This is a genomic window from Streptomyces sp. NPDC093586, assembly GCF_044764905.1.
Taxonomy (GTDB): Bacteria; Actinomycetota; Actinomycetes; order Streptomycetales; family Streptomycetaceae; genus Streptomyces.
Window position 1 is genome coordinate 177596 of the sequence record NZ_JBIWJA010000009.1, and the last position, 23267, is coordinate 200862.

Here is a 23267-nt window from a genome sequence, read left to right on the forward strand (position 1 = left end):
CGTCCCGTGTTTCGTGACGAATACAGGGGTGTTCCGCCGGTCCGGTCGGGCAGGAGACTCCTGACTGTGACGGTGTACGACTGTGAAACGTGAACTGGTGAATCGGTGAGGTGAAGCGCTGATGAGCACCACCCGGCCCTACTCGCCGGGCGACCGCGGTCCGGAGCCCAGCGGCGCTTCCGGGACGTCCGAGGGGGACGTACCCGGTGCCGGTGAGCCCGCGGGAGGCGGCGCGCTCGCTCCTGGGACCGGCGTGCCCGCATCCGCGGCCGGCCGCCAGGTCCGCCGACTGAGCTTCGACGGCCAGAGCGGCGTCGTCCCGCTGGCCCGCGACTTCACCCGCCAGGCGTTGTACGCGTGGGGCTGGCTGCCCTCCACCAGCGCCGACCAGCGTGCCGCCGCCGAGGACGTGCTGCTCGTCGTCTCCGAACTGGTCACCAACGCGTGCCTGCACGCCGAGGGGCCGGACGAGCTGTGGATCACCTGCGACAAGAAGGTGATCCGGCTGGAGGTCTCCGACCGCGGCGCGGGCCAGCCCGCACCCCGAACCCCGCACCGCGCGGGCCGCCCCGGCGGCCACGGCATGTTCATCGTGCAGCGGCTGTGCCTGGACTGGGGCGTCGTACGGACGCCGGGGGTCGCGGGCAAGCGCGTGTGGGCGGAGCTGGGCGCGCCGGCGTAGCCCACGGGCGCTGTCTCCCCGCGGGCCTTTTGAGCCGGAGCCTCCCCGCAGGCCTTTTGGGCCGGAGCCCCCTCAGCCCTCTTGAGCCGGAGCCCCCGCAGCCCTCTTGGGCCGGGGGCCTCGCGGATCTTCGCGCCGAAGCCGCGGCAGTCCTTGGGCCCGACGCCCTCGCAGCCCTCTGCACCGAAGCCGAAAGGGCCGTCGCACCTCTCGGTGCGACGGCCCTTTTCGTGGCTCCATGGGATCAGCGCACGTCGCCCATCAGCGACTTGACGCTACGGCGGTACATGTAGATCGCCGCACCGGCGATGAGCGCGAGGACGGCCTCGACGGCCACGGCGCCCCTGCCGTTGAGATCCACTCCGCCGACGGCCGAGTTGGACAGCAGGCTGGTGATCGAGTCACCGGCGGTGACCGCGAGGAACCACACGCCCATCATCTGGCTGGCGTACTTGGCCGGGGCCATCTTCGTGGTCACCGACAGGCCGACCGGCGAGATGCACAGCTCACCGACGGTCTGGATCAGGTAGATGCCGACCAGCCACATCGGGGTCACCTTGGTGCCGTCGGAGGCCATGCCCAGCGGCAGCAGGAAGAAGAAGAACGACACGCCGACGAAGAACAGGGCGGCGGCGAACTTCGCGACCGTGCTCGGCTCCTTGCCCTTGCGGTTCAGCCACAGCCACACCCAGGCCATCACCGGGGCCAGCGCCATGATGAACACCGGGTTCAGCGACTGGTACCAGGAGGACGGGAAGCTGAAGCCGAACAGCGAGTCGGAGGCCTGGGTCTCACCGAAGGCCTGGATCGTGGAACCGCCCTGGTCGTAGATCATCCAGAAGACGGCGGCGGCGACGAAGAACCAGATGTAGCCCGTCATCTTCGACTGCTCGACGGCCGACAGCTCCTTGTCCCGCTTGATCCGGAACAGCACGCCCGCCGGGATGATCAGGCCGATCACGGTGAGCGGGATCATCGCCCAGTTCAGGGTGAAGTGACCGGTGAGGCCGACGATGCCGTAGAAGACGGCCGCCACCATGAACCAGATCAGGCCCTTGCGCAGCCATGCGCGGCGTTCCTCGGCCGCCAGCGGCTTCGGGACGACGTTGCTCTCCGGGCTCAGGTTGCGGGTGCCGACCAGGAAGGAGACGAGGCCGATGGCCATGCCGACGGCGGCGAGACCGAAACCGATGTGCCAGTTCACCTTCTGGCCGACGGTGCCGATGATCAGCGGCGCGAAGAAGGCACCCATGTTGATGCCCATGTAGAAGATCGTGAAGCCGCCGTCACGGCGCGGGTCGTCCGGGCCCTTGTAGAGGTGGCCGACCATCGTGGAGATGTTGGCCTTCAGCAGACCGGAACCCAGCGCCACCAGCGCCAGGCCGGCGAAGAACGGACCCTGACCGCCGGGCAGTGCCAGCACGAGATGTCCGGCCATGATCGTGACGGCCGCGACCGTCACCGTCTTGCGGGGGCCCCAGACGCGGTCGCCGAGCCAGCCGCCCGGCATGGCGAGCAGGTAGACCATCGACAGGTAGACGGAGTAGATCGCCGTCGTCGTGGCCAGGTCCATGCCCAGACCGCCGCCCATGCTGCCGTCCTTGGCGTCAGGGCCGCCGGAGAGCAGGTAGACGACGAGAAGGGCCCTCATGCCGTAGAAGCTGAAGCGCTCCCACATCTCGGTCATGAAGAGAGTGGCCAGTCCGCGGGGGTGGCCGAAGAAGGTCTTCTCGGAACCGGGGGTGCCCGGACGGACCGAGTCCTTCGTCAGGCTGGACGCCATGGTCGTTCCTTGCTGTCGGGACGCGCTCATGAGGCGATGCGCGCCCGGTGGGGGGCAGCCGGCACCGGCGGTCTCGCCCGTCCGACCCCACGCCCGAGGGATTCCGCCCCGGATCACGGAGCGATGGACGGCGACCACCGGGATCCACGCCTCCGCGCGCTTCACTGCACGCGACGAGGCCCGGCCACAGGTCATTCCTTTCAAGGCCGGCCGTGGACCGGCCCGCACGCGAAAGAGACCTTCAGCGTCGAACAGTCGCCAAAGGTCCTCTGGGTGCTACAGGCGCTGATTCACCATACGGCAGGACACCGCCCGGTATGGAAGGACTTGAGACGCGGATCACAGGTGTCGGCGGAACCGCGAACGGTCTTTCGAAGGTCCATTTCAGGATGGCACCTCACAGCCGCAGGTCCGCGACCGGGGCCGCGGCGCGCGCCGGACGGCCCGCCCCGCGCACGGGTGCGGCGTCTGTCCGGCATGTCCGGAGGTAAGAGGCCCTCGCGTCGATCACACCCCGGGCCTTGCTCCGAGCGGACTACCATCAGCTCATGACCCGTGTACTGCTCGCCGAGGACGACGCGTCCATCTCGGAGCCGCTGGCCCGCGCACTGCGACGGGAAGGGTACGAGGTCGAGGTGCGTGAGGACGGCCCCACCGCGCTCGACGCCGGGATGCAGGGCGGCGTCGACCTGGTGGTGCTGGACCTCGGGCTGCCCGGCATGGACGGACTGGAGGTCGCCCGCCGGCTGCGCTCCGAAGGGCACGCCGTGCCGATCCTGATCCTGACCGCCCGCGCCGACGAGGTGGACACCGTCGTCGGTCTGGACGCCGGGGCGGACGACTACGTCACCAAGCCCTTCCGGCTGGCCGAGCTGCTCGCCCGGGTCCGCGCCCTGCTGCGGCGCGGCGCCGCCGAGCCCCAGCAGCCGCCCGCCACGCACGGCGTGCGCATCGACGTCGAGTCGCACCGGGCCTGGATGGGCGACGAGGAGCTCCAGCTCACCGCCAAGGAGTTCGACCTGCTGCGGGTCCTGGTGCGCGACGCCGGCCGGGTCGTCACCCGCGACCAGCTGATGCGCGAGGTCTGGGACACCACCTGGTGGTCGTCGACGAAGACCCTCGACATGCACATCTCCTGGCTGCGCAAGAAGCTGGGCGACGACGCGGCCAACCCCCGCTACATCGCCACCGTGCGCGGCGTCGGCTTCCGTTTCGAGAAGAACTGAGCCCTCCGGGGCCGTACGCGGGTACGTAGGGGAACATGCGCCGCCGACTGATCCAGTCCACGCTCGCCGTGGTGCTCGTCGTGATCGCCGTCTTCGGCGTCTCCCTCGTCATCGTCGAGGCCCGGACGATCAGCACCACCGCCCAGGAGCGGGTGGACCTGGAGGCGGTGCGGCTGGCCAGCATCGTGGACAGCCGGCTGATCGGCACCGGGTCCGTCGACGCGGGCTTCCTGCGCGAGCAGGTCGCGGACGCCCGGTACGCCGTGATCCACATCCCCGGCGAGCCGGTCATCGAGGTCGGCGGCAAACCCGAGGGCGACGTCATCCGCGGCAGGGCCACCGGTGAGGAGGGCGAGACGGTCCTCGTGGAGGAGCCGCGCTCCTCGGTGACCCGGGAGGTCGGCCGGACCCTGCTGATCATCGGCCTGGTGGCGCTGCTCGCGGTGATCGCCGCGGTGCTGCTGGCGATCCGCCAGGCCAACCGCCTCGCCTCCCCGCTGACCGACCTCGCCGAGACCGCCGAACGCCTCGGCTCCGGCGATCCGCGCCCGAGGCACAAGCGCTACGGCGTCCCCGAGCTGGACCGCGTCGCGGACGTGCTGGACTCCTCCGCCGAGCGCATCGCCCGGATGCTCACCGCCGAACGCCGCCTGGCCGCCGACGCCTCCCACCAGCTGCGCACGCCGCTGACGGCGCTGTCCATGCGGCTGGAGGAGATCACCCTCACCGACGAGCCGGAGACGGTGAAGGAGGAGGCGACGATCGCGCTGTCGCAGGTGGAGCGGCTGACGGACGTCGTGGACCGGCTGCTGACGAACTCCCGCGACCCGCGCAGCGGCTCCGCCGTCACCTTCGAGCTGGACGACGTCATCCAGCAGCAGATCGCCGAGTGGCGTCCCGCCTACCGCAGCGCGGGGCGGGCGATCGTCAGCTCCGGCAAGCGGCATCTGACGGCCGTGGGCACACCGGGCGCGGTGGCGCAGGTGCTGGCCGCGCTGATCGAGAACTCCCTGATGCACGGCGGCGGCACGGTGGCTCTGCGGACCCGGGTCACGGGCAACCAGGCGGTCGTGGAGGTCACCGACGAGGGGCCCGGTGTCCCGGCAGACCTGGGGGCGCGGATCTTCGAGCGCACGATCAGCGGGCGGAACTCGACGGGCATCGGCCTGGCCGTCGCCCGGGACCTGGCCGAGGCGGACGGCGGCCGCCTGGAACTCCTTCAGCCCAGGCCCCCCGTCTTCGGCCTGTTCCTGTCCCGGACGCCGCCGAAGAAGTCGTCGCCGGAGGACGAGGGGCCGACGGTGCGTTAGCCGACGTCGGCGGTGGGGCGCCGTCGACGAGGCGCCGTCGGCGGGGCTGACGTCAGCGGTGGGCCGCGGGACTGCCGTCGGTCTCGCGCAGCGCCGCCGGGTGGCCGGGCTCCCCGGGGGAGTCCTCCCGCGCCCCCGGCCCGGGCACGGGCAGCGTGCGGAAGACCCAGCTGCGGTACGACCAGAAACGGAACAGCGTGCCGAGGCCGATGCCGAGGAACTTGAAGACGTTGCTCTGCAGCGGGCTGTCCCAGCCGAAGCCGTACGTCGCCGTGTAGAGCACGCCGTTCTCGATCACCAGGCCGACCGCGCTGAACAGCAGGAACAGCGTCATCTCGCGGGTGCGGCCGCTCTTGTCGCGGTCCCGGTAGGTGAAGTAGCGAAAGCCCAGGTAGTTGAAGACGATCGCGGCGACGGTGGCGACGATGCTCGCCCGCACGACCTGGAGGTCGGTCACGTGCCGGACCAGGTTGAAGACGAGCAGGTTGACCAGCACTCCCGCGCCGCCCACCGCGCCGAACTTCAGCGCCTCCCGGACCAGCCGGTCGAGCCGTTGGCGCAGGCCGCCGCGGGGTGCGGGGGGCGCCGGGGGAACCGTACGGGCGCCCGAGGAACCATGTCCCATGGTCGTGCAGGCTCCCGTCCATCGGTTGGTGTCGATCCAGTCATGCTAACCATCGGCGGACGTGATCTTCCTGCGGGCGCGGGTATCGCCCGGGAACCGGGGCCGGAGGCGGCCGGGGAACGGCCGGTAAACCGATGGGCCCCGCGCGGCCGATACGCTAGGGGCGTGACGTTCCCGGTAGTCGGCATGGTCGGCGGGGGCCAGCTCGCTCGTATGACACACGAGTCGGGCATCCCGTTGGGCATCAGGTTCAAGCTTCTCAGCGACACCCCTCAGGATTCCGCTGCGCAGGTCGTCAGCGATGTCGTCATCGGCGACTATCGCGACCTCGACACGCTGCGTGCATTCGCGAGGGGCTGCGACGTGATCACTTTCGATCACGAACATGTACCGACCGAGCATCTACGGGCCCTGGAGGCGGACGGCATCCCCGTGCGTCCCGGGCCCGACGCGCTGGTCCACGCCCAGGACAAGGGGGTGATGCGCGCGAAACTCGTCGAGATCGGCGTGGCCTGCCCGCGGCACCGGATCGTGAGCGATCCGGCCGACGTGGCCGCCTTCGCGGCCGAGGGCGGGGGCTTCCCGGTCGTCCTCAAGACGGTCCGCGGCGGCTACGACGGCAAGGGCGTGTGGGTCGTCGACTCCGTCGAGGAGGCCGCCGAGCCCTTCCGCGCCGGCGTGCCCGTGCTGGCGGAGGAGAAGGTCGACTTCGTCCGCGAGCTGGCCGCCAACGTCGTCCGCTCCCCGCACGGCCAGGCGGTGGCGTACCCCGTCGTCGAGTCCCGGCAGGTGAACGGCGTGTGCGACACGGTGATCGCGCCCGCCCCCGACCTGGAGAGGGACCTGGCGCTGCGGGCCGAGGAGATGGCCCTCAGCATCGCCAAGGAACTCGGCGTCGTCGGCCACCTCGCCGTCGAGCTGTTCCAGACCCGCGACGGCCGCATCCTCGTGAACGAGCTCGCGATGCGCCCGCACAACTCCGGCCACTGGACGATGGACGGCGCGATCACCTCGCAGTTCGCCAACCACGTCCGCGCCGTCCTCGACCTGCCGCTGGGCGACCCGCGCCCGCGCGCGCCGTGGACGGTCATGGTCAACGTCCTCGGCGGCGACTACCCGGACATGTACTCCGCGTACCTGCACTGCATGGCCCGCGACCCCCAGCTGAAGATCCACATGTACGGCAAGGACGTGAAGCCCGGCCGCAAGGTCGGACACGTCAACACCTACGGCGACGACCTGGACGACGTGCTGGAGCGCGCCCGTCACGCTGCCGGCTACCTGAGAGGGACGATCACCGAATGAGCCCGGTCAGCCCGGTCGTGGGCATCGTCATGGGGTCGGACTCCGACTGGCCCGTCATGGAGGCCGCCGCCCAGGCCCTCGACGAGTTCGAGATCCCCTACGAGGTCGACGTCGTCTCCGCGCACCGCATGCCGCACGAGATGATCGCGTACGGCGAGCAGGCCGCCGGCCGCGGGCTGAAGGCGATCGTCGCGGGCGCGGGCGGCGCCGCCCACCTGCCCGGCATGCTCGCCTCGGTCACCCCGCTGCCGGTCATCGGCGTGCCGGTGCCGCTGAAGTACCTGGACGGCATGGACAGCCTCCTGTCCATCGTGCAGATGCCGGCCGGCGTCCCCGTCGCCACCGTCTCCGTCGGCGGCGCCCGCAACGCCGGCCTGCTCGCCGCCCGCATGCTCGCCGCCCACGACGAGGAGCTGCTGGCCCGGATGCGCGAGTTCCAGCAGGAGCTCAACGACCAGGCCACCGAGAAGGGCAAGCGGCTGCGCAACAAGGTCGCGGGCGCGGCGGCCGGCTTCGGCTTCGGCAAGTGACGGGCGTGACGCGGATGACCTCACTGGACCGGGCCCGGGAGCTGCTGCGCGAGTTCCCCGTCGTCGACGGCCACAACGACCTGCCCTGGGCCCTGCGCGAGCAGGTGCGCTACGACCTCGACGCCCGTGACATCGCCGAGGACCAGTCCGCCCACCTGCACACCGACCTCGCCCGGCTGCGGGCCGGCGGCGTCGGCGCGCAGTACTGGTCGGTGTACGTCCGCTCGGACCTGCCGGACGCGGTGACGGCGACGCTGGAGCAGATCGACTGCGTACGGCAGCTCATCGACCGCCACCCGGGGGACCTGCGCGCCGCGCTGACCGCCGCCGACATGGAGGCGGCCCGCGCGGAGGGCCGTATCGCGTCGCTGATGGGCGCCGAGGGCGGTCACTCCATCGACAACTCCCTCGCCGCGCTCCGGGCGCTGTACGCGCTCGGCGTGCGCTACATGACGCTCACCCACAACGACAACGTGGCGTGGGCGGACTCGGCGACCGACGAGCCCGGCGTCGGCGGTCTGTCGGCCTTCGGCCGCGAGGTCGTGCGGGAGATGAACCGCCTGGGCATGCTGGTCGACCTCTCGCACGTCGCCGCGACGACGATGCGGGACGCGCTGGACGCCTCCGCCGCGCCGGTGATCTTCTCGCACTCCTCGGCGCGGGCCGTCTGCGACCACCCGCGCAACATCCCGGACGACGTGCTGGAGCGGCTGCCCGCCAACGGCGGCGTGGCGATGGTGACGTTCGTGCCGAAGTTCGTGCTCCAGGCCGCCGTGGACTGGACGGCCGCCGCCGACGAGAACATGCGCGCGCACGGCTTCCACCACCTGGACACCAGCCCCGAGGCGATGAAGGTCCACCATGCCTTCGAGGAGCGCACCCCGCGCCCCGTCGCCACGGTGTCCACGGTCGCCGACCACCTCGACCACATGCGCGAGGTCGCCGGCGTCGACCACCTGGGCATCGGCGGCGACTACGACGGCACGCCGTTCACCCCGGACGGCCTGGACGACGTCTCCGGCTACCCGAACCTGATCGCCGAGCTGTTCGACCGCGGCTGGTCCCAGGCCGACCTGGCCAAGCTGACCTGGAAGAACGCGGTACGGGTGCTGGGCGACGCCGAGGACGTGGCCCGGGGGCTTCAGGCGACGCGTGGGCCGTCCAACGCGACGCCGGCGGACCTGGACGGCTGAGCCGTCCCCTCTCCGAGGGCGGGGTAGTCGGTGTATCCGGCCGCCCCGCCCACGTACATGAGATACCGCTCCCGCACCTGGTTCAGGGGTGCGCCCAGGCGCAGCCGGGTCACCAGGTCGGGGTTGGCGAGGAACGGCCGGCCGAGGGCGATCAGGTCGGCCCCGGCCTCCAGCAGCCGCGCGGACGCCTTCCCGATCGCCGGGCCGGAGATCTCCTCCAGCACCGGGTTGGCGACGAGCGTCCCCGGCCATCCGGCGCGGATCTTCCGGAACACCGGGGCCTGGGGGTCGGCGAAGACCAGGTGCAGGTAGGCGAGGCCGAGGCCGCCGAGCCGTTCGGTGAGCGCCGGGTAGATCTCCTCCGTCTCGCCCTCCGCGATGCCGTTGACGGTGTTGCCGGGGGAGACCCGCAGTCCCACCCGGTCGGCCCCGATCTCGGCGGCCACGGCTTCGGTCACCTCGGCCGTGAACCGGATGCGTCCCTCGATCGAGCCGCCGTAGCCGTCCGTGCGCAGGTTGGTGTTGCGGGCCAGGAACTGGTGCAGGAGATGACCGTTGGCGGAGTGCACCTCCACGCCCTCGAACCCGGCGTCGAGCGCGTTGCGGGCGGCCCGGGCGAAGTCGGCGACGGTGGTGCGGATGTCGTCGGCGGTCATCTCCCGGGGCACCACCGCCGGCCGGTGCCCGTCCGGCGTGAAGATCGTCTCGGGCAGCGGCACGGGCGAGGGCGCCACCGGCGTCAGCCCGCTGGTCGCGGGGTGCCCGACCCGGCCGCCGTGCTGGAGCTGGAGGAACATCCCGCCGCCCCCGGCCGCGCGGACCGCGTCGGTGACCCGCCGCCACCCGGCCACGTGCCGCGCGGTGTGGATCGCGGTGATGTTCGGGTACGTCTGCCCGACCGCGTTCGGCGTCGCGGCCTCGGCGATGATCAGGCCGGCCGAGGCGCGCTGGGCGTAGTACTCGGCCATGAGCGGGGTCGGGGTGCCGTCGGCCTCGGCCCGGTTGCGGGTCAGCGGGGCCATCAGCAGGCGGTTGGGGAGGGTCAGGGGGCCGAGGGACGCGGGTGCGAGGAGTTCCGTGGAGTTCGTCATGCCCGTACGGTAGAACTTGACACTGATGTCAGAATCAAGCCCGGAAAGCCCGGCGGGGCCGACGAGAGCAGGGGGAGACGATGCGGATCGGTGAACTGTCCCGGCGCACCGGTGTCAGCGAGCGCTCGCTGCGCTACTACGAGACGCAGGGGCTGCTCGCGGCCGAGCGTACGCCCGGCGGGCACCGCGAGTACGCGGAGGCGGCCGTCGACCGGGTCGTCCGCATCCAGGAGCTGTACGCGGCCGGGCTGTGCAGCAGCAAGATCGCCGAGCTGCTGCCCTGCATGCGCGACGGGGACGGCGGCCCCTCGGCCGTCGCCACGCCGAAGCTGGTCGCCGAACTCACCGCGGAACGCGACCGCATCGACCGGACCATCGCCGACCTGCGCCGCTCCCGGGACACCCTGGACGAGGTGATCGAGGCGGCCCGCGGCTGAGCGGGCCCCGGGCGCCGTACCCCCGAACGCCCCGCCCACCAGGAAGCCCGATCCGCTCCGTGTGACGGTGGCCGTAACGCACGACGACCGTACGGAGCCCGCCATGGCAGACCTCCAGGACGACCTGCACACCGGTACCGAGGCCGGCGAGCTCGACGACCTGCCTGTGCCGCTGCCCGACGAGGTCTTCCCGCCCGAGCCCTGCGTGCCGGTCTCCGACCCCGGCGACGAGCCGCTGGCCCGGGCCCGCGCCGTGCTGGCCGCCCACCCCGTCGCCGATGGCTGCTGCGGCCTGTCCCGGGCGCTGGGGCACCTGTCCTGGTACGACCTGGAGCTCGGCGAGAGCGGTGTCCGCACCGACGTGCCCCGGCTGCGCGAAGGGCGCGTCGGAGCCCTGTTCTGGTCGCTGCACCTGCCCGAGGGCAGCGACGGGGACCGGGCTGTCGGCGCCACCCTGGAGCAGCTCGACCTGGCCGAGTCGGTCGTCCGCGCCCACCCCGAGGGCCTGCGGCTGGCGTACGACGCCGGGCAGGTCATCGATGCCCGCAACTGCGGCCGGGTCGCCGTGCTGCCCGGCCCCGCCGGGGCCGCCGCGCTCGGCGACAGCCTCGGCGTCCTGCGCTCCCTGCACGCCCTCGGCCTGCGGGTGCTCACGCTGACCGGCGCCTCCTGGGCGAGCGAGGCCGGGCTGACCCGGTTCGGCGAGGAGGTCGTCCGCGAGATGAACCGGCTCGGTGTCGTCGCCGACCTCTCCGGCGCCGGTGCCGGGACCGTCCGCCGCACCTTGGCCGTCTCCAAGGCGCCCGCGCTGTGCACCCGCTCCGCCGCCCGCGCCCTGCGCCCGCACCCGGCCAACCTGCCCGACGACCTGCTCGCCGAGCTGGGCGCGGCCGGAGGACTGTGCATGGTGCCGCTGGCCGCCGAGCAGACCGGCCCGACCGTCCGAGACGTCGCCGATCACCTGGACCACGTCCGGGCGGTCGCCGGGCCGGGGAGCGTCGGCCTGTCCGGCACCTACGACACCGGCACCGCCCACCCGCTGGAGCTCGGCGACGCCTCCTGCTACCCCCGCCTCGTCGCCGAGCTGCTGCGCCGCGGCTGGGACGAGGCGGATGTCGCCCTGCTGACCTGGGGCAACGTGCAGCGCGTGCTGCGGGGAGCGGCCTTCACCGCCCGCGCGGCACAGCTGCGGCGCCGGCCGTCGACCGCGACGATCGCCGCGCTCGACGGCTGAGCGCCGGCCACGGGGCCGGCCGTGCGGCCACGGGGTCAGCCGTGCTCGATCCGGCACAGGCAGAACGGATGCCCCGCCGGATCCGCGTACACCATGAAGTCCTTCTTCTCCCGGTCCTCCAGGTCCAGCGGCCGGGCGCCCAGCGCGAGCACCTTCTCGTGCGCCGCGTCCATCTCCTCCCAGGTCGCCCCGGCATCGAAGTCGAGGTGGAACTGCTGGGCGTCGCGGTCGGAGCGCGGCCACTCCGGAGGAGTGAGTTCCCGCACCCGCTGGAAGGACAGGCGCGGCCCGCCGGGCACCTGGAGCACCACCCAGTCCGGGTCCTCCTCGTCGGGAGTGCCGCCCGCGACCTGCGCGTAGAAGCGGGCCAGCTCACGGGGGTCGGGACAGTCGACGACGACGGAACGCAGACGTGCCACGGGTGCCATGGGGTTCCTCCCGGTGGGGTGAAGTGATGTCAACAGGCACAGAGGCAGAACGGGTGCCCGGCGGGATCGGCGTAAACGCGGAACGAGCGGGTCCGGTCCTCGGTGTCCAGCGGACGGGCGCCGAGTTCCAGCACGGCCTTCTCGGCCGCGTCCAGGTCCCCCACGGTGAGGTCGAGGTGGAACTGCTGCGCGCCGTCGGGCCCGGGCCACTTCGGGGGTACGTACTCGGGGGCGGCCTGGAAGGCCAGCGCCTGCCCGCCGGGCAGTTTCAGGTCGACCCACTCGTCCTGGCCGTCGTTCTGGACCTCGACGGTGCCGCCGAGCACGTCGGCGTAGAAGCGGGCCAGCGCGTGCGGGTCGGGGCAGTCCAGGACGACGACGCCCAGCTCGGCCACGGCCATGACTTCCTCCTTGAAGCCGGTGGTTACCCGCATGGTGCGGGTAACCGGTAACGGTTACTGCATGCTCCCCCATTGGCGGTAACGTCGCAAGCATGAGTGAGAGATCGCCCGCACCGGGGGGCCTGGGCCTGATCGAGGCCCTGGTGAACACGCTGGACCTGGAGACGGGCGCCGACTCGCTGGGCACGCCGGAGGGCCGGGCGCGGTTCGGCCTGACGGAGGACGAGGTGCCGCACGCGCGCGAGGTGCGCGAGTCCCTGCGCACGGCCCTGCTCGCCCACGCCGGCCACCCGCCGCACCGCACGGTCACTCCGCTCGGCGCACTGCTGGCCGGGGCCCCGCTGGTCGTGACGGTCGACCCGGCCGACGGCTCCGCCGCCCTCGCCCCCGCCCGTGCCGGGACCCTGCTCGCCCGCGTCGCCGCCGCCGTCGCCGAGGCGCTGGTCGCGGGCACCTGGGACCGCCTCAAGGCGTGCGAGGCCGCCGACTGCCACTGGGCGTACTACGACCGCAGCCCGGCCGGACGCGGACGCTGGTGCTCGATGCAGGTGTGCGGGGCGCGCGCCAAGATGCGCCGGTACCGCGCCAAGGAGGCGTGAGGCACGGGCGGTCCACCGACCGGTGCGCCGCCCGGCGGGGCGGAAGCCGCGCGGACGCCGGACCGGCCGACTGGGCCTCGGCCGAGCCGGCGCCCGTCCGCCGACGCCGATCGCCGGGCCGTCGGCCGGTCGATCGCTGGTGCCGCAACAGGCGACGTTCGCCCCGTCGCGAGGCCCGGCACGCTCCCCCGGAGGGGGTGCCCCCGCTCGCCGCACCGGCCGAAAACCCGAGTGCGTCCAGTACGAGGGCTTCCGGCCGGCACGCCTCCAGCCTCCGGCCGGCACGCCTCCAGCCTCCGGCCGGCACGCCTCCAGCCTCCGGCCGGGGGGACCCCAGAGCACGCGCCGGACGCCGCTCCTCACCGGGCGAACGTCGCCTGCCGCGGCACTAGGCCGTCGGCCGGCCCATCGCCCGGTACGTCCACCCGGCACGCCGCCAGACCTCCGGGTCCAGGGCGTTGCGGCCGTCGAGGATCACCCGCGACGCCACGACCTCGCCCAGCGACTGGGGGTCCAGCTCGCGGAACTCCCGCCACTCCGTCAGATGCAGCACGGCGTCGGCGCCCCGCACCGCCTCCAGCGCGGAGTCGGCGTAACCGAGCGTCGGGAACAGCCGCCGGGCGTTCTCGACGCCCTTCGGGTCGTACACCGTCACCTGGGCGCCCTGCAGGTGGATCTGCCCGGCGACGTTCAGCGCGGGCGAGTCCCGCACGTCGTCCGAGTCGGGCTTGAAGGTGGCGCCGAGCACCGCGACCCGCTTGCCCAGGAACGGGCCGCCGCCCAGCGCCTGCCGGGCCAGTTCGACCATCTGACCGCGCTGGCGCATGTTGATCGAGTCGATCTCGCGCAGGAACGTCAGTGCCTGGTCGGCGCCCAGCTCACCGGCGCGCGCCATGAACGCCCGGATGTCCTTGGGCAGACAACCGCCGCCGAAGCCGATCCCGGCCCGCAGGAACTTCCGGCCGATCCGGTCGTCGTGCCCGATGGCCTCCGCCAGCTTGGCGACATCGCCGTCGGCGGCCTCGCAGACCTCCGCCATCGCGTTGATGAAGGAGATCTTGGTCGCCAGGAAGGAGTTCGCCGCGGTCTTCACCAGCTCGGCCGTCGGGAAGTCGGTGACGACGAACGGCGAGCCCTCGGCGATCGGCGTGGCGTACACCTCGCGCAGCAGCTTCTCGGCCCGCTCGCCGCGCACCCCGACCACGATCCGGTCCGGACGCAGCGTGTCCTGGACGGCGAAGCCCTCGCGCAGGAACTCCGGGTTCCAGGCCAGCTCGGCGTCGCCGCCCGCCGGCGCGTGCTCGGCGAGGTAGGCGGCCAGCCGGTCGGCGGAGCCCACCGGCACGGTCGACTTGCCGACGACCAGGGCGGGCCCGCGCAGATGCGGGGCGAGCGAGGCCAGCGCGGAGTCGACGTAGGACATGTCGCAGGCGTACTCGCCGTGCTTCTGCGGCGTGTTCACGCACAGGAAGTGCACGTCGCCGAAGGCCGCGACCTCCGCGAAGTCGGTGGTGAACCGCAGCCGCCCGCTGGACCCCTCGATCCCCGCGACATGCTTGCGCAGCAGCTCCTCGAGACCCGGCTCGTACATCGGGACCTCGCCCCGCTGCAGCATCTCGATCTTCTCGGGCACCACGTCCAGGCCCAGCACCTCGAAACCGAGCTCGGCCATGGCCGCCGCGTGGGTCGCGCCGAGGTAGCCGGTGCCGATCACAGTGATCTTGAGGGCCATGGGTGCTCCAGGGGTGTACGGCTGAGGTGCGCGCCCGAGCATATCCGGGGCGCCGGTGAGAGCCCTTGGCCGCCTGTCGTCAACCTCACCTATCCACGGACCCGGACGGCGTTCTAAAATTTGGGTTACTTAACGGTAGTTAGCGTGCCCAGCATCACAGTGTTTTGGAGCGTGAGAGACCTTGGCCGGATCGGCTGACTTCGACCTGTACCGCCCGTCCGAGGAGCACGACATGCTCCGCGACGCCGTCCGCGCGCTGGCCGAGGCGAAGATCGCGCCGCACGCCGCCGCGGTGGACGAGGAGGCCCGCTTCCCGCAGGAGGCCCTCGACGCCCTGACCGCGAACGACCTGCACGCCGTGCACGTCCCCGAGGAGTACGGCGGCGCGGGCGCCGACGCCCTCGCCACGGTGATCGTCATCGAGGAGGTGGCCCGCGTCTGCGCGTCCTCCTCCCTCATCCCCGCCGTGAACAAGCTCGGCTCCCTCCCGGTGATCCTCTCCGGCTCCGAGGAGCTGAAGAAGAAGTACATGACCCCGCTCGCCAAGGGCGACGGCATGTTCTCCTACTGCCTCTCCGAGCCCGACGCGGGCTCCGACGCGGCCGGCATGAAGACCAAGGCCGTGCGCGACGGCGACCACTGGATCCTCAACGGCGTCAAGCGCTGGATCACCAACGCGGGCGTCTCCCAGTACTACACGGTGATGGCCGTCACCGACCCCGCCAAGCGCTCCAAGGGCATCTCCGCCTTCGTCGTCGAGAAGTCCGACGAGGGCGTCTCCTTCGGCGCCCCGGAGAGGAAGCTCGGCATCAAGGGCTCCCCGACCCGCGAGGTCTACCTCGACAACGTCCGCATCCCCGCCGACCGCATGATCGGCGAGGAGGGCACCGGCTTCGCCACCGCGATGAAGACGCTGGACCACACCCGCATCACCATCGCCGCCCAGGCCCTCGGCATCGCCCAGGGCGCCCTCGACTACGCCAAGGGCTACGTCCGGGAGCGCAAGCAGTTCGGCAAGCCGATCGCCGACTTCCAGGGCATCCAGTTCATGCTCGCCGACATGGCCATGAAGATCTCGGCCGCCCGCGCCCTGACCTACCAGGCCGCCGCCGCCTCGGAGCGCGGCGACGCCGACCTCACCTACCTGGGCGCCGCCGCCAAGTGCTTCGCCTCGGACGTGGCGATGGAGGTCACCACGGACGCCGTCCAGCTCCTCGGCGGCTACGGCTACACCCGCGACTACCCGGTGGAGCGCATGATGCGCGACGCGAAGATCACACAAATATACGAAGGCACGAACCAGGTCCAGCGCATCGTGATGGCGCGCAACCTGCCGTAGGTCCCACGCGGCACGCATGGTGGCAACCCCCGGCCCGGTTCGGGTGATGCTGCTGGCGAATCCGCTCGACACCCGCCGACCGCCTGCCCTCGGGCCCACGATGGGAGCGTTCGTCCCGGTGACGCGCTGCCTGAGCGCCGTCCTGCCGGGACAAACGCTCCCATCGGTGCCCCCGGCCATGGGATTCGCCAACAGCGTCCTCTTCAGGTGGCCGGGGGCTGTCGGGGTCTGCGCCGCCCCCCGACTACTCGACAGGGCAGACGAGGCCGGGGATCGCACGCTTCGGGGAGCAGGTCACCACGGCCAGATGCAGGTACGAGGGACTTTCGAGATAGAAGCCGTACGACACGTCCGCGCCCGCCCCGAGCCGTTCGGCGGCGGAGTCGACGAGTGTGGCCAGTCGGATCGCATCCTGGTCGTGGGCGGAGGCGAACCGATGCGCGTACTCGGCCAACCGCTCCCCGAGCCAGCCCGCCGCTTCCTTGGCCTCGTCCCAGGTGCCACGGACGAGCGAGTGCGGCTTGACGAGCCAGTAGGCCGTCTCCAGCGGAGGCAGGTCCGATGCCGGAAACTCGGCGGCCACCTCGCGGTAGCGCTGGACCAGTTCCGGCCTGCTTCCGGCCGGGGGAGGCTCAGGATGCGGTGGCCGCCGTAGGGCCTCCTGATCGAAGCGCCCTTTCGGGCCTGCCCACAGATAGCCGTGATGGTGCACCAGTCGTTCCCGTTCACGGTTGGAGGTCGCAGGGGAACCGGTCCCGGCTCCGCGTGGGAGCCGGGACCGGTCGGGGGAGGGATGGTCAGACGTTCAGACCGAACCGCGCCGGGTCGATACCGGCCGCGTCCAACTCCTCCGTGGTGAACCGCAGCGGCTGTGCGTCCGGCCGCTTGCTGTCACCCAGAGCCCAGGTGCCCTCGCCGATCCGAGCCAGGGTCACACATCCCTCGGTACAGGGGCCGCCGCACGCCTTCACGAACGAGGCTCCGCTGATGTTCAGCGCGTACAGGTCGGTTCCGTTCTGCATCACTGCACCTTCCTGCTCAACTGATCGCGGCCATGGGCTGACCGCCGCCGCCCGAACGGGCGGGAGTTCAGGGGAATGGGCCACGCTTCAGCGGTCGGGGGCGCTTACCGGGTCCGGAGCACGACTGGCATTGGCATGGTGGCCACTCAGACGTAGCCAGAGGCGGAAGATCGGCCGTGGAGAAAACGGCCCGCTCGCGTTCCCAGGTCCGCCCGGAGTCGCGAGAGACGCGAAACGACATCAGAGGATGCTTGGCGAACAACTGAGCGTATGTTTCCTTGCTCACGAGCCGTGCGTCTTGCCCTGATGCTGCCGCAGCCTCACGTTGGCGTCGGAGACAGCGCTGTAGTCACCTGTGGATCGTGCGTTCTCACGGGCTACCGACAGAGAAAGACAGTCGGGGCAGCCCGACACGGGTGATGGCTCGCGAGGCAGCTCCGACAGGCACGTCCCTGCCGTGGTTTCGGCTGCAGGATCTGGCGTTCTCTCTTCGCTCTGCATGACCCCATCTTCTGCGGGCCACGATCGAGCCTCTAGCCTGTTTCCTGTTCCCGCAAAAATTCGTTGCGGATACCTTCGATCAGGTCCCGCATATCGTCGCCGGCCAGCGCTACTCGCTCGAACCTTTCGAACTTGTCGACGTAGAGACCCACATCGTGCGGGTCAGTGACGACGACCTCGGCGTGGACAGTTTCAACAGTCACCATGCGGTCGTCACGAATGACAAAGGCATGGTTCGCGATGTCCTGTTGCTGAACCCGTAGGGGGGACTGCCCGGATGTCCACATGGGGAAGTCGTGAGATGGATACGATGCGATCAAGCTGAGCAGCCATCATCTGAGGTCGCACGATGCGCCACCGCAGAACGGGTTCGGTGATGATGAACCGCAGCGACTTCGTGTTGTCGTAGAGAACTGCTTGCCGTTCAAGCCGACCGCTGATCGTTCGCGTGAGTGCGTCTTCACTCAGGTTGTGGCGTTGCAGAATGGCCCGGATGTACTCGGGAGTCTGGAGCAGGCCAGGCACCAGCGCGGGTTGAAACAGCCGCAGTACCGACATCTGGGCTTCCAGTGCCTTGGCGGCCTGCTGGCCTTTGTGGACCCCGACCCGCTTGAGCAGGCGCCACGCCGTTGCCTCCGTCGCTGACGCGCGTGCGGCTTCCGCGTACTCCGCCTTGACCTCGTCCGAGACGTCGATTGCGGTCAGGATGCGCTCTACGTCCGTGGCGCTGGGTGCCAGTTTCGCATTCTCGATCTTGGATAGCTTGGACGGAGACATGAGGGCGCTGCGGGCCACGGTTTTGGCTTCCTTGCCGGATGCCACTCGCAGCGCCCGCAGCGCGGCTCCAAGCTGTGCTCTGTTCACGTCCCGTACTTGGCCCACCATTCGGTGAACGGTTCCGCGTGTGCGAATGCCGTGTCACGGTACCGCGTGAATTCCGCCGCCCGTCCCGGCGGTAGCACTTCCGACCCCAGGTACTTCCCGCTTCCGTCGTAGTTCATCACGGCGACGGATTCGGAGTCGAAGAACCAGAAATCCGGAACGTCCTCCAAGGGGTTGGGTTTGTCGGTGATGTCGAGGATGAAGAACTCTTCGCCCCCGGTCATGTTTTTCTGGTAGCCCCAGCCGAGTTCGAACCTCAGATAGTCCGTGAGCGGACGGGACAGAATGTGGACTCGATAAATCCGTTTCCCCTCCTCGGTGTGTGAGCGTAGTTCTTCCACCCAGCCTGCGTTGTAGTCGTCCGGCTGTGGCTCTCCGGCCAGAAACGCCTGATAGGCGTCGATGCTCCCGGACTTGCTGTAGTCGTCCAGGGTCTCCAGCCGGAATGCCTCGCGTTCGAACGCGTCGAAGAGGTCGCCGAGGGTCCTAGATGAGGTTGTCACGGATGGCCTTCTGGATCAGTTCCATCGGGATCTCGACCAGGGTTTCGTGCGCGGGAATCCGAAGTCCGTGGTCGGTCGGCGTCTCGCCCTGTACCAGGAAGGTGCCGCGATCCGTGGCGTAGATCGTCGGGCAGTCCTTGATGTCGCACGTGCTGACCAGCTTGGTGACCTTCATGGTCTGGGTTCCCCTCTCCCGTACCGCTGCCGGTACCCCGTGGCTGGGTTGATGCTCCCGAGGGCTGGGCACACCGGTCAAGCGATCACGCTTGACGGAACGGGAAACCGCTTAGCGTCGGCAGGCCCGAGGACGCCAAGGGATCCGTCGTCCTTCCCCGCGGTTGGAGCACGCCGTCATAACGCCTGTTCCCCTCCGTCCCGTACGGACTTTTCGAGGAGCGTGAACGACTTGGGCGTACCGCCCGGCTGAGGCTTGCCCTCCTTGCGTCCGACGACCTGGTAGCCGGCGTCGAGGTAGTACGCGTTCAGGCGTGCGTTGCCGGCCAGGCAGTCGAGGCGTACCAACGGCCGGCCCGCCTCGGCCACGCGGCGCTCCGCGGCTCGCAGGAGCTGCCGTCCTGTCCCGGGCGGGACGCTGTCGTGGTCCACCATCAGCCGGTGTACATAGCCGGCCGTCGGTGGCTGCGGTCCCCAGGCGTCCTCGTCCTCCCACCACAGCTCCCAGGCTCCGACCACACGATCGGCAGCTTCCGCGAGCCATACCTCACCGTTCTCCATGACCCGGCGGAAGTGGTCCCCGCCCAGCTCACCAGGCTGCCACTGACCGCCGACGCCCCGGGCAAGCATCCAACGGGCGGCGTCGTCGCGCAGACGCACGACAGCGGTGAGGTCCGCGTCGTCAGCGAGACGGAAATGTAGGTTCTTCACGGCGTGATCTTCACACGGGCGTCTGGTTCTGCATCGACCAGCCGCAGGGGCCCCTCCAGAAGTACCTGGTGTCGTAGCAGGCGATCTTGTGATGAGAGCCGTCCGAGAAGACCTCAGTGGCTCGCCTTCGCCGTGTGGGAGAGGAAGTCCGCCCACGCGGTGGGAGGAAAGGTGAGGTGTGATCCTGTGGGGGTCTTGGAGTCGCGGACCAGGATCGTGGTCGAGGTGGTGGCTATCTCGACACAGTTGGCTGCCTCGGCGCTGTACGTGGACTTCTGCCAGGTGAGTTCGGGCATGGGAGGCTCCTCACAGAGACGTGGCGATGCGGCGGATGAGGTCTCGGGACTCGGACTCGGGGAGTGCACACGACTCCATGCGGTCCAGTACAGAGCGGTACCGTCTCAACTGGGCTTCAGCGTGCAGGAATTCGCAGCCGTGGTCGGTGTCCAGGACGACGGTGTCGAGCTGGGGTACCGGCCCGGTCGCGTAGGTGATCGGCTGGCCGGAGGCAGGGAAACCGGTCTGGCCGAAAGGCAGAACCCGCACGGTGACAGTGGGCTCCTCGCTCATCGCCAGGAGATGGTGGAGCTGAGCCCGGGCGACGGCGGGGCCGCCGAAACCCATGCGCAGCGCCGCCTCATGGACGACGGCTGTGTACGGCGTGGGAGTGCCCTCGAACAGGACAGCCTGGCGCTTCACCCGGTACGAGACGCGGTGCTCGATCTCGTACGGGCGCAGTGGCGGAACCGCATCGCGCATGGTGGCTCGTGCGTGCTCCGGCGTCTGAAGCAGGCCTGGCATGTGGACGGTGACGGCGACGCGCATCGCTGTGGCGTGCTGTTCCAGTTCGGCGAGATCGAGGAGACCAGACGGGAGATTGTCGCGGTACTCCTTCCACCAGCCTCTTTTGCGAGTACCGGTCATGCCGGCGAGTGCGTCGACGTACGCCTCGTCGTCACAGCTGTAGTTGCGCGCCAGCGTGCGTACGCGATCGGCGCTTACGGCGTACCGGCCTGCCTCGATGTTGCTGATGCGGGCTTGCGGGCCGCCGAGGAGCGCGGCGGCCGCGGTCGAAGTCAGGCCGGCGCGCTCGCGGAGCTTGCGTAGCTCGACGCCGAGGCGTTGCTGGCGCAGGGTCGCGGTGGGTGCTGGGGGCATGACGAGCTGCTTTTCTCCCTCGAGATGGGCGGGCGACGTCACTCACACGGATGGTATTTGGTAGGTCTTCGTGACTCTCATGGAAGAACTTACAGTTTCCCGGCTGTGTTGTGCTCCACCGCCCATCTCCCCACCTCCGTAAGCCGGAAGCGCACCTCCCAGGCACTGCCACCGCTCGGTGGGGCTGTTGGGCAAGCCGAATCTCCTCATCTCCAGGAGGCATCTCCATGGGCACCGTATCCCCGTCCGACACCTGGGCGTACGCCCTCCGTCTGCCGCACGACCCCAGAGCCGCACGCGTCGCACGTATGACCGTACGGGCCGCCCTCGACGGGCATGGCCGGCATGAGCTGATGGACGACGTCGAGCTGTTGACGTCGGAGCTGGTCACCAACGCCTACCGGCACACCCGCGGGCCCTGCTCGCTGCGGCTCACCGCGCTGAGCGACGGGCGATTGCGGGTCGGTGTGTGGGACAGCCACCCGCACATCCCCGCGCCTTTCGCCGAACCGCCCGGAGGGCACACCGCTCCCGCCCCGACCGGCGCGGACGGCGGACGAGGGCTGCACCTCATGCGGGAGTACGCCCACTCGTGGGGCGCGTGGTCGCTCGGTGACGGCCTGCCCGGGCGCGGCGCCGGGAAGCTGCTCTGGTTCGAGGTGGGAAGACCCTGACCGCCCGTCCCCGGGGCTCAGCCCTCGAAGCCCTCCGCGATCCGGCGTTCTCACAGCTCCCTGATCATGCGGCGGCAGGCCAGGCGGCGTCTGGAGGGAGACGACGTACGTGGTGCACAACAGGGCAGGGGCGACGGACGGTGAGCCGCTTGCCGAGGCGTCCGAGCGGGTCACCTTTTCGGCCATGTCCGCACAGGGGGCGCAGTGATCAAGCCATCTCGTTGTACGCGTCGCTGGCACCTGCTAATTTTTCTTGGCAGGAGCAAGGAGTCCGTATGAACCTCTCTGATCTCACCGGAGACGAGTTGACGAAGGTGCTCGCCGCTCTGTCCAACCCGCATCGGCTGCGTGTCGTCGCGGCCGTGGCCAGGGAGCGCAACTACGTGAGCCGGCTCGCCCGGGAGCTCCGCATCAGCCGGGCGCTGCTGCAGGTGCACCTGCGCAAGCTGGAGAGCGCCGGACTGGTCACTTCCACGCTCGAGGTCTCGGAGGACGGAAAGGCGATGAAGTACTACGAGGTCGTGCCCTTCGACCTGGACCTGACTCCACGCAGCGTCATCAGGCTCGCCGAGACGATCACCGTCGCGACCGAAGAAGAGGCCGGCCAGGCCGGGGGGGAACGATGAACCACATCTACGATCTGGACGGCATCATCATCACGTTGGGCGTCCTGCTGCTGCTCACGCCCGTGATCATCGTGGCCCTGCGTCAGCTCGGCAAGACCCAGCGCGCCAAGGCCGTCCTCGCCCGTGAGCAGGAGTACCGGCGGCTCACCGAAATGGCCCTGACCACACAGGAACTGCTGGACCAGAGGCTGACGGAGATCTCCGCCCAGCTCGGCGACGTGCGAGCGCGGATCGAGTCCGTGGAACGCACCCTCAAGGACGTCGAATGACCCGGAACGGGCGCCGGCTCGTCGCCCCTCGCGCCGCCGCCGACATCCTTCCCGCCGGACCCCGCTCAAGAAGAGGAGCCATGTACGCGAAGTACGCCGGCAGCAGGGCCGGCCGCCGTGCCCTGGCCGCCGCCTCGGTCGTCCTCGCCGGCGCCGCGCTCACGGCGTGCGGTGGGAAGACCACGGTGGACGAGTCGAGGTACCGGGTCGACGACAAGGTGACGTCCCTGCGCATCACGTCGAACGGCGGGAACGTCGAAGTGACCGCCGCGGACGGCTCCGCCATCGACGTCACCGAGCGGATCGAGTACACGGACGAGAAGCCGCGCACCGAACACTCCGTACGCGACGGCGCACTCTCCCTGGACGCTCCCGGCTGCGCGAAGGGCGACTCCGGCGAGTGCAGCGTCGGCTACACCCTCACGGTCCCGCGCGGCACCGTCCTGTCCGTGGACACGGGCGGCGGCGACGTCACCGTGCGGGGCCTGGCCGGGGCCGTGGCGGCGAAGACCGGCGGGGGCGACATACGGATAGGCGAGTCCGCGGCGAAGAAGGTCGCCGCGCACACCGGCGGCGGCAACATCGACGCCTCCTTCACCGCGGCGCCCGACCAGGTCGAGACCGAGTCGGGCGGCGGCGACGTCACGGTGCGGCTGCCCGCAGGCCCCTACGCGGTGGACGCCAGGACCGACGGCGGCGACCGTCGGGTGGACGTGGCCGGTGACCCGTCCTCCGCGCACACGGTGAAGGCCCGCACGGGCGGCGGAAACCTCACCGTCACCGCCGCCGGCTGACGCCGCACGGCGGTCGGCCGGCCGGGACGGCGGATCCG

The 23267-nt window shown here is 70.6% G+C and carries 27 protein-coding genes and 1 pseudogene; 14 read left to right on the forward strand and 14 right to left on the reverse strand.

What is annotated here, in order from left to right; all coding sequences use genetic code 11:
* The first annotated feature begins 121 nt into the window (after positions 1 to 121).
* Complete coding sequence (locus ACIRFH_RS12965) at positions 122 to 682, forward strand: ATP-binding protein (RefSeq protein ID WP_403519780.1); 561 nt, start codon at positions 122 to 124, stop codon at positions 680 to 682.
* Positions 683 to 926: 244 nt separating this feature from the next.
* On the opposite strand, the gene ACIRFH_RS12970 is transcribed toward ACIRFH_RS12965, so the two are convergent.
* Positions 927 to 2465 carry a peptide MFS transporter gene (locus ACIRFH_RS12970; protein ID WP_403519782.1) on the reverse strand — a complete coding sequence of 513 codons (1539 nt, stop codon included), beginning with the start codon at positions 2463 to 2465 and terminating at the stop codon, positions 927 to 929.
* Positions 2466 to 3013: 548 nt separating this feature from the next.
* Between ACIRFH_RS12970 and ACIRFH_RS12975 the strand changes: the two genes are divergently transcribed.
* Complete coding sequence (locus ACIRFH_RS12975; RefSeq protein WP_355175935.1) at positions 3014 to 3691, forward strand: response regulator transcription factor; 678 nt, start codon at positions 3014 to 3016, stop codon at positions 3689 to 3691.
* A 35-nt stretch (positions 3692 to 3726) separates the two neighbouring features.
* On the forward strand, positions 3727 to 5001 hold the full coding sequence (gene draK / locus ACIRFH_RS12980; protein WP_403519784.1) for a two-component system sensor histidine kinase DraK: 1275 nt from the start codon (positions 3727 to 3729) through the stop codon (positions 4999 to 5001).
* Between the two features lie 52 nt (positions 5002 to 5053).
* Here draK and ACIRFH_RS12985 read toward each other — a convergent pair whose 3' ends face one another.
* Positions 5054 to 5626, reverse strand: coding sequence for a GtrA family protein (locus ACIRFH_RS12985; protein WP_403519786.1), 573 nt, complete (start codon positions 5624 to 5626; stop codon positions 5054 to 5056).
* Between the two features lie 165 nt (positions 5627 to 5791).
* Between ACIRFH_RS12985 and ACIRFH_RS12990 the strand changes: the two genes are divergently transcribed.
* From ACIRFH_RS12990 to ACIRFH_RS13000, 3 genes are read left to right on the forward strand one after another with little or no spacing between them, the layout of a single operon-like run.
* Complete coding sequence (locus tag ACIRFH_RS12990) at positions 5792 to 6931, forward strand: 5-(carboxyamino)imidazole ribonucleotide synthase (RefSeq protein ID WP_403519788.1); 1140 nt, start codon at positions 5792 to 5794, stop codon at positions 6929 to 6931.
* The gene (purE, locus tag ACIRFH_RS12995; protein WP_403519790.1) at positions 6928 to 7461 is read left to right on the forward strand and encodes a 5-(carboxyamino)imidazole ribonucleotide mutase; all 534 of its coding nucleotides are present in this window, start codon (positions 6928 to 6930) and stop codon (positions 7459 to 7461) included. The genes ACIRFH_RS12990 and purE overlap by 4 nt, the downstream gene beginning before the upstream one ends.
* 14 nt (positions 7462 to 7475) lie before the next feature.
* The gene (locus ACIRFH_RS13000; protein WP_403519792.1) at positions 7476 to 8654 is read left to right on the forward strand and encodes a dipeptidase; all 1179 of its coding nucleotides are present in this window, start codon (positions 7476 to 7478) and stop codon (positions 8652 to 8654) included.
* On the opposite strand, the gene ACIRFH_RS13005 is transcribed toward ACIRFH_RS13000, so the two are convergent.
* On the reverse strand, positions 8603 to 9745 hold the full coding sequence (locus ACIRFH_RS13005) for an alkene reductase (protein ID WP_403519793.1): 1143 nt from the start codon (positions 9743 to 9745) through the stop codon (positions 8603 to 8605). The genes ACIRFH_RS13000 and ACIRFH_RS13005 overlap by 52 nt on opposite strands.
* An 80-nt stretch (positions 9746 to 9825) precedes the next feature.
* Here ACIRFH_RS13005 and ACIRFH_RS13010 point away from each other — a divergent pair, with 80 nt between their 5' ends.
* Together ACIRFH_RS13010 and ACIRFH_RS13015 are read left to right on the forward strand one after the other, a co-directional pair.
* Positions 9826 to 10182, forward strand: a complete 357-nt coding sequence (locus tag ACIRFH_RS13010; protein WP_403519794.1) for a MerR family transcriptional regulator — start codon at positions 9826 to 9828, stop codon at positions 10180 to 10182.
* 103 nt (positions 10183 to 10285) lie between these two features.
* The gene (locus ACIRFH_RS13015) at positions 10286 to 11416 is read left to right on the forward strand and encodes a dipeptidase (protein WP_403519796.1); all 1131 of its coding nucleotides are present in this window, start codon (positions 10286 to 10288) and stop codon (positions 11414 to 11416) included.
* Between the two features lie 35 nt (positions 11417 to 11451).
* On the opposite strand, the gene ACIRFH_RS13020 is transcribed toward ACIRFH_RS13015, so the two are convergent.
* Both ACIRFH_RS13020 and ACIRFH_RS13025 read right to left on the reverse strand, forming a co-directional pair.
* Positions 11452 to 11844, reverse strand: a complete 393-nt coding sequence (locus ACIRFH_RS13020; RefSeq protein WP_403519798.1) for a VOC family protein — start codon at positions 11842 to 11844, stop codon at positions 11452 to 11454.
* A gap of 29 nt (positions 11845 to 11873) precedes the next feature.
* The gene (locus ACIRFH_RS13025; protein WP_403519800.1) at positions 11874 to 12245 is read right to left on the reverse strand and encodes a VOC family protein; all 372 of its coding nucleotides are present in this window, start codon (positions 12243 to 12245) and stop codon (positions 11874 to 11876) included.
* A gap of 92 nt (positions 12246 to 12337) precedes the next feature.
* Between ACIRFH_RS13025 and ACIRFH_RS13030 the strand changes: the two genes are divergently transcribed.
* On the forward strand, positions 12338 to 12844 hold the full coding sequence (locus ACIRFH_RS13030) for a CGNR zinc finger domain-containing protein (protein WP_403519801.1): 507 nt from the start codon (positions 12338 to 12340) through the stop codon (positions 12842 to 12844).
* 388 nt (positions 12845 to 13232) lie between these two features.
* On the opposite strand, the gene ACIRFH_RS13035 is transcribed toward ACIRFH_RS13030, so the two are convergent.
* Complete coding sequence (locus ACIRFH_RS13035; RefSeq protein ID WP_403519803.1) at positions 13233 to 14576, reverse strand: UDP-glucose dehydrogenase family protein; 1344 nt, start codon at positions 14574 to 14576, stop codon at positions 13233 to 13235.
* A gap of 181 nt (positions 14577 to 14757) precedes the next feature.
* Between ACIRFH_RS13035 and ACIRFH_RS13040 the strand changes: the two genes are divergently transcribed.
* Positions 14758 to 15915 (forward strand): acyl-CoA dehydrogenase, encoded by a 1158-nt coding sequence (locus ACIRFH_RS13040; protein ID WP_403519805.1) that lies wholly within the window; start codon positions 14758 to 14760, stop codon positions 15913 to 15915.
* 244 nt (positions 15916 to 16159) lie between these two features.
* Here ACIRFH_RS13040 and ACIRFH_RS13045 read toward each other — a convergent pair whose 3' ends face one another.
* The 8 genes and pseudogenes from ACIRFH_RS13045 to ACIRFH_RS13080 form a co-directional block, all read right to left on the reverse strand.
* Entirely contained in the window at positions 16160 to 16627 is a 468-nt protein-coding gene (locus tag ACIRFH_RS13045) for a hypothetical protein (RefSeq protein ID WP_403519807.1), read from the reverse strand.
* 85 nt (positions 16628 to 16712) lie between these two features.
* Positions 16713 to 16937 (reverse strand): DUF397 domain-containing protein, encoded by a 225-nt coding sequence (locus ACIRFH_RS13050; protein ID WP_403519809.1) that lies wholly within the window; start codon positions 16935 to 16937, stop codon positions 16713 to 16715.
* A 533-nt stretch (positions 16938 to 17470) separates the two neighbouring features.
* A pseudogene (locus ACIRFH_RS13055) lies at positions 17471 to 18302 on the reverse strand (helix-turn-helix domain-containing protein).
* Positions 18299 to 18823 carry a DUF6879 family protein gene (locus ACIRFH_RS13060; protein WP_403519811.1) on the reverse strand — a complete coding sequence of 175 codons (525 nt, stop codon included), beginning with the start codon at positions 18821 to 18823 and terminating at the stop codon, positions 18299 to 18301. The pseudogene ACIRFH_RS13055 and the gene ACIRFH_RS13060 overlap by 4 nt, the downstream one beginning before the upstream one ends.
* Complete coding sequence (locus ACIRFH_RS13065; RefSeq protein ID WP_356342913.1) at positions 18807 to 18998, reverse strand: hypothetical protein; 192 nt, start codon at positions 18996 to 18998, stop codon at positions 18807 to 18809. Before ACIRFH_RS13065 ends, ACIRFH_RS13060 begins: the two co-directional genes overlap by 17 nt.
* A gap of 176 nt (positions 18999 to 19174) precedes the next feature.
* On the reverse strand, positions 19175 to 19708 hold the full coding sequence (locus ACIRFH_RS13070; RefSeq protein ID WP_403519813.1) for a GNAT family N-acetyltransferase: 534 nt from the start codon (positions 19706 to 19708) through the stop codon (positions 19175 to 19177).
* A gap of 113 nt (positions 19709 to 19821) precedes the next feature.
* Positions 19822 to 20004 (reverse strand): DUF397 domain-containing protein, encoded by a 183-nt coding sequence (locus ACIRFH_RS13075; RefSeq protein WP_403519815.1) that lies wholly within the window; start codon positions 20002 to 20004, stop codon positions 19822 to 19824.
* Between the two features lie 10 nt (positions 20005 to 20014).
* On the reverse strand, positions 20015 to 20866 hold the full coding sequence (locus tag ACIRFH_RS13080) for a helix-turn-helix domain-containing protein (RefSeq protein ID WP_403519851.1): 852 nt from the start codon (positions 20864 to 20866) through the stop codon (positions 20015 to 20017).
* Between the two features lie 227 nt (positions 20867 to 21093).
* Here ACIRFH_RS13080 and ACIRFH_RS13085 point away from each other — a divergent pair, with 227 nt between their 5' ends.
* The 4 genes from ACIRFH_RS13085 (at position 21094) to ACIRFH_RS13100 (ending at position 23229) form a co-directional block, all read left to right on the forward strand.
* The gene (locus ACIRFH_RS13085; protein ID WP_403519817.1) at positions 21094 to 21540 is read left to right on the forward strand and encodes an ATP-binding protein; all 447 of its coding nucleotides are present in this window, start codon (positions 21094 to 21096) and stop codon (positions 21538 to 21540) included.
* 275 nt (positions 21541 to 21815) lie between these two features.
* On the forward strand, positions 21816 to 22166 hold the full coding sequence (locus ACIRFH_RS13090; RefSeq protein ID WP_403519819.1) for an ArsR/SmtB family transcription factor: 351 nt from the start codon (positions 21816 to 21818) through the stop codon (positions 22164 to 22166).
* Complete coding sequence (locus ACIRFH_RS13095; RefSeq protein WP_403519821.1) at positions 22163 to 22435, forward strand: hypothetical protein; 273 nt, start codon at positions 22163 to 22165, stop codon at positions 22433 to 22435. Before ACIRFH_RS13090 ends, ACIRFH_RS13095 begins: the two co-directional genes overlap by 4 nt.
* A gap of 80 nt (positions 22436 to 22515) precedes the next feature.
* Positions 22516 to 23229, forward strand: coding sequence for a DUF4097 family beta strand repeat-containing protein (locus tag ACIRFH_RS13100; RefSeq protein WP_403519823.1), 714 nt, complete (start codon positions 22516 to 22518; stop codon positions 23227 to 23229).
* The last annotated feature ends 38 nt before the right edge of the window (positions 23230 to 23267 follow it).

Bases quoted from the DNA above. Each gene is read 5' to 3' on its own strand.
- ACIRFH_RS12965 (WP_403519780.1), top strand. From the start codon at position 122: ATGAGCACCACCCGGCCCTACTCGCCGGGCGACCGCGGTCCGGAGCCC.
- ACIRFH_RS12970 (WP_403519782.1), bottom strand. From the start codon at position 2,465: ATGGCGTCCAGCCTGACGAAGGACTCGGTCCGTCCGGGCACCCCCGGT.
- ACIRFH_RS12975 (WP_355175935.1), top strand. From the start codon at position 3,014: ATGACCCGTGTACTGCTCGCCGAGGACGACGCGTCCATCTCGGAGCCG.
- draK (WP_403519784.1), top strand. From the start codon at position 3,727: ATGCGCCGCCGACTGATCCAGTCCACGCTCGCCGTGGTGCTCGTCGTG.
- ACIRFH_RS12985 (WP_403519786.1), bottom strand. From the start codon at position 5,626: ATGGGACATGGTTCCTCGGGCGCCCGTACGGTTCCCCCGGCGCCCCCC.
- purE (WP_403519790.1), top strand. From the start codon at position 6,928: ATGAGCCCGGTCAGCCCGGTCGTGGGCATCGTCATGGGGTCGGACTCC.
- ACIRFH_RS13000 (WP_403519792.1), top strand. From the start codon at position 7,476: ATGACCTCACTGGACCGGGCCCGGGAGCTGCTGCGCGAGTTCCCCGTC.
- ACIRFH_RS13005 (WP_403519793.1), bottom strand. From the start codon at position 9,745: ATGACGAACTCCACGGAACTCCTCGCACCCGCGTCCCTCGGCCCCCTG.
- ACIRFH_RS13010 (WP_403519794.1), top strand. From the start codon at position 9,826: ATGCGGATCGGTGAACTGTCCCGGCGCACCGGTGTCAGCGAGCGCTCG.
- ACIRFH_RS13015 (WP_403519796.1), top strand. From the start codon at position 10,286: ATGGCAGACCTCCAGGACGACCTGCACACCGGTACCGAGGCCGGCGAG.
- ACIRFH_RS13020 (WP_403519798.1), bottom strand. From the start codon at position 11,844: ATGGCACCCGTGGCACGTCTGCGTTCCGTCGTCGTCGACTGTCCCGAC.
- ACIRFH_RS13025 (WP_403519800.1), bottom strand. From the start codon at position 12,245: ATGGCCGTGGCCGAGCTGGGCGTCGTCGTCCTGGACTGCCCCGACCCG.
- ACIRFH_RS13030 (WP_403519801.1), top strand. From the start codon at position 12,338: ATGAGTGAGAGATCGCCCGCACCGGGGGGCCTGGGCCTGATCGAGGCC.
- ACIRFH_RS13035 (WP_403519803.1), bottom strand. From the start codon at position 14,576: ATGGCCCTCAAGATCACTGTGATCGGCACCGGCTACCTCGGCGCGACC.
- ACIRFH_RS13050 (WP_403519809.1), bottom strand. From the start codon at position 16,937: ATGCAGAACGGAACCGACCTGTACGCGCTGAACATCAGCGGAGCCTCG.
- ACIRFH_RS13065 (WP_356342913.1), bottom strand. From the start codon at position 18,998: ATGAAGGTCACCAAGCTGGTCAGCACGTGCGACATCAAGGACTGCCCG.
- ACIRFH_RS13075 (WP_403519815.1), bottom strand. From the start codon at position 20,004: ATGCCCGAACTCACCTGGCAGAAGTCCACGTACAGCGCCGAGGCAGCC.
- ACIRFH_RS13080 (WP_403519851.1), bottom strand. From the start codon at position 20,866: ATGCCCCCAGCACCCACCGCGACCCTGCGCCAGCAACGCCTCGGCGTC.
- ACIRFH_RS13085 (WP_403519817.1), top strand. From the start codon at position 21,094: ATGGGCACCGTATCCCCGTCCGACACCTGGGCGTACGCCCTCCGTCTG.
- ACIRFH_RS13090 (WP_403519819.1), top strand. From the start codon at position 21,816: ATGAACCTCTCTGATCTCACCGGAGACGAGTTGACGAAGGTGCTCGCC.
- ACIRFH_RS13095 (WP_403519821.1), top strand. From the start codon at position 22,163: ATGAACCACATCTACGATCTGGACGGCATCATCATCACGTTGGGCGTC.
- ACIRFH_RS13100 (WP_403519823.1), top strand. From the start codon at position 22,516: ATGTACGCGAAGTACGCCGGCAGCAGGGCCGGCCGCCGTGCCCTGGCC.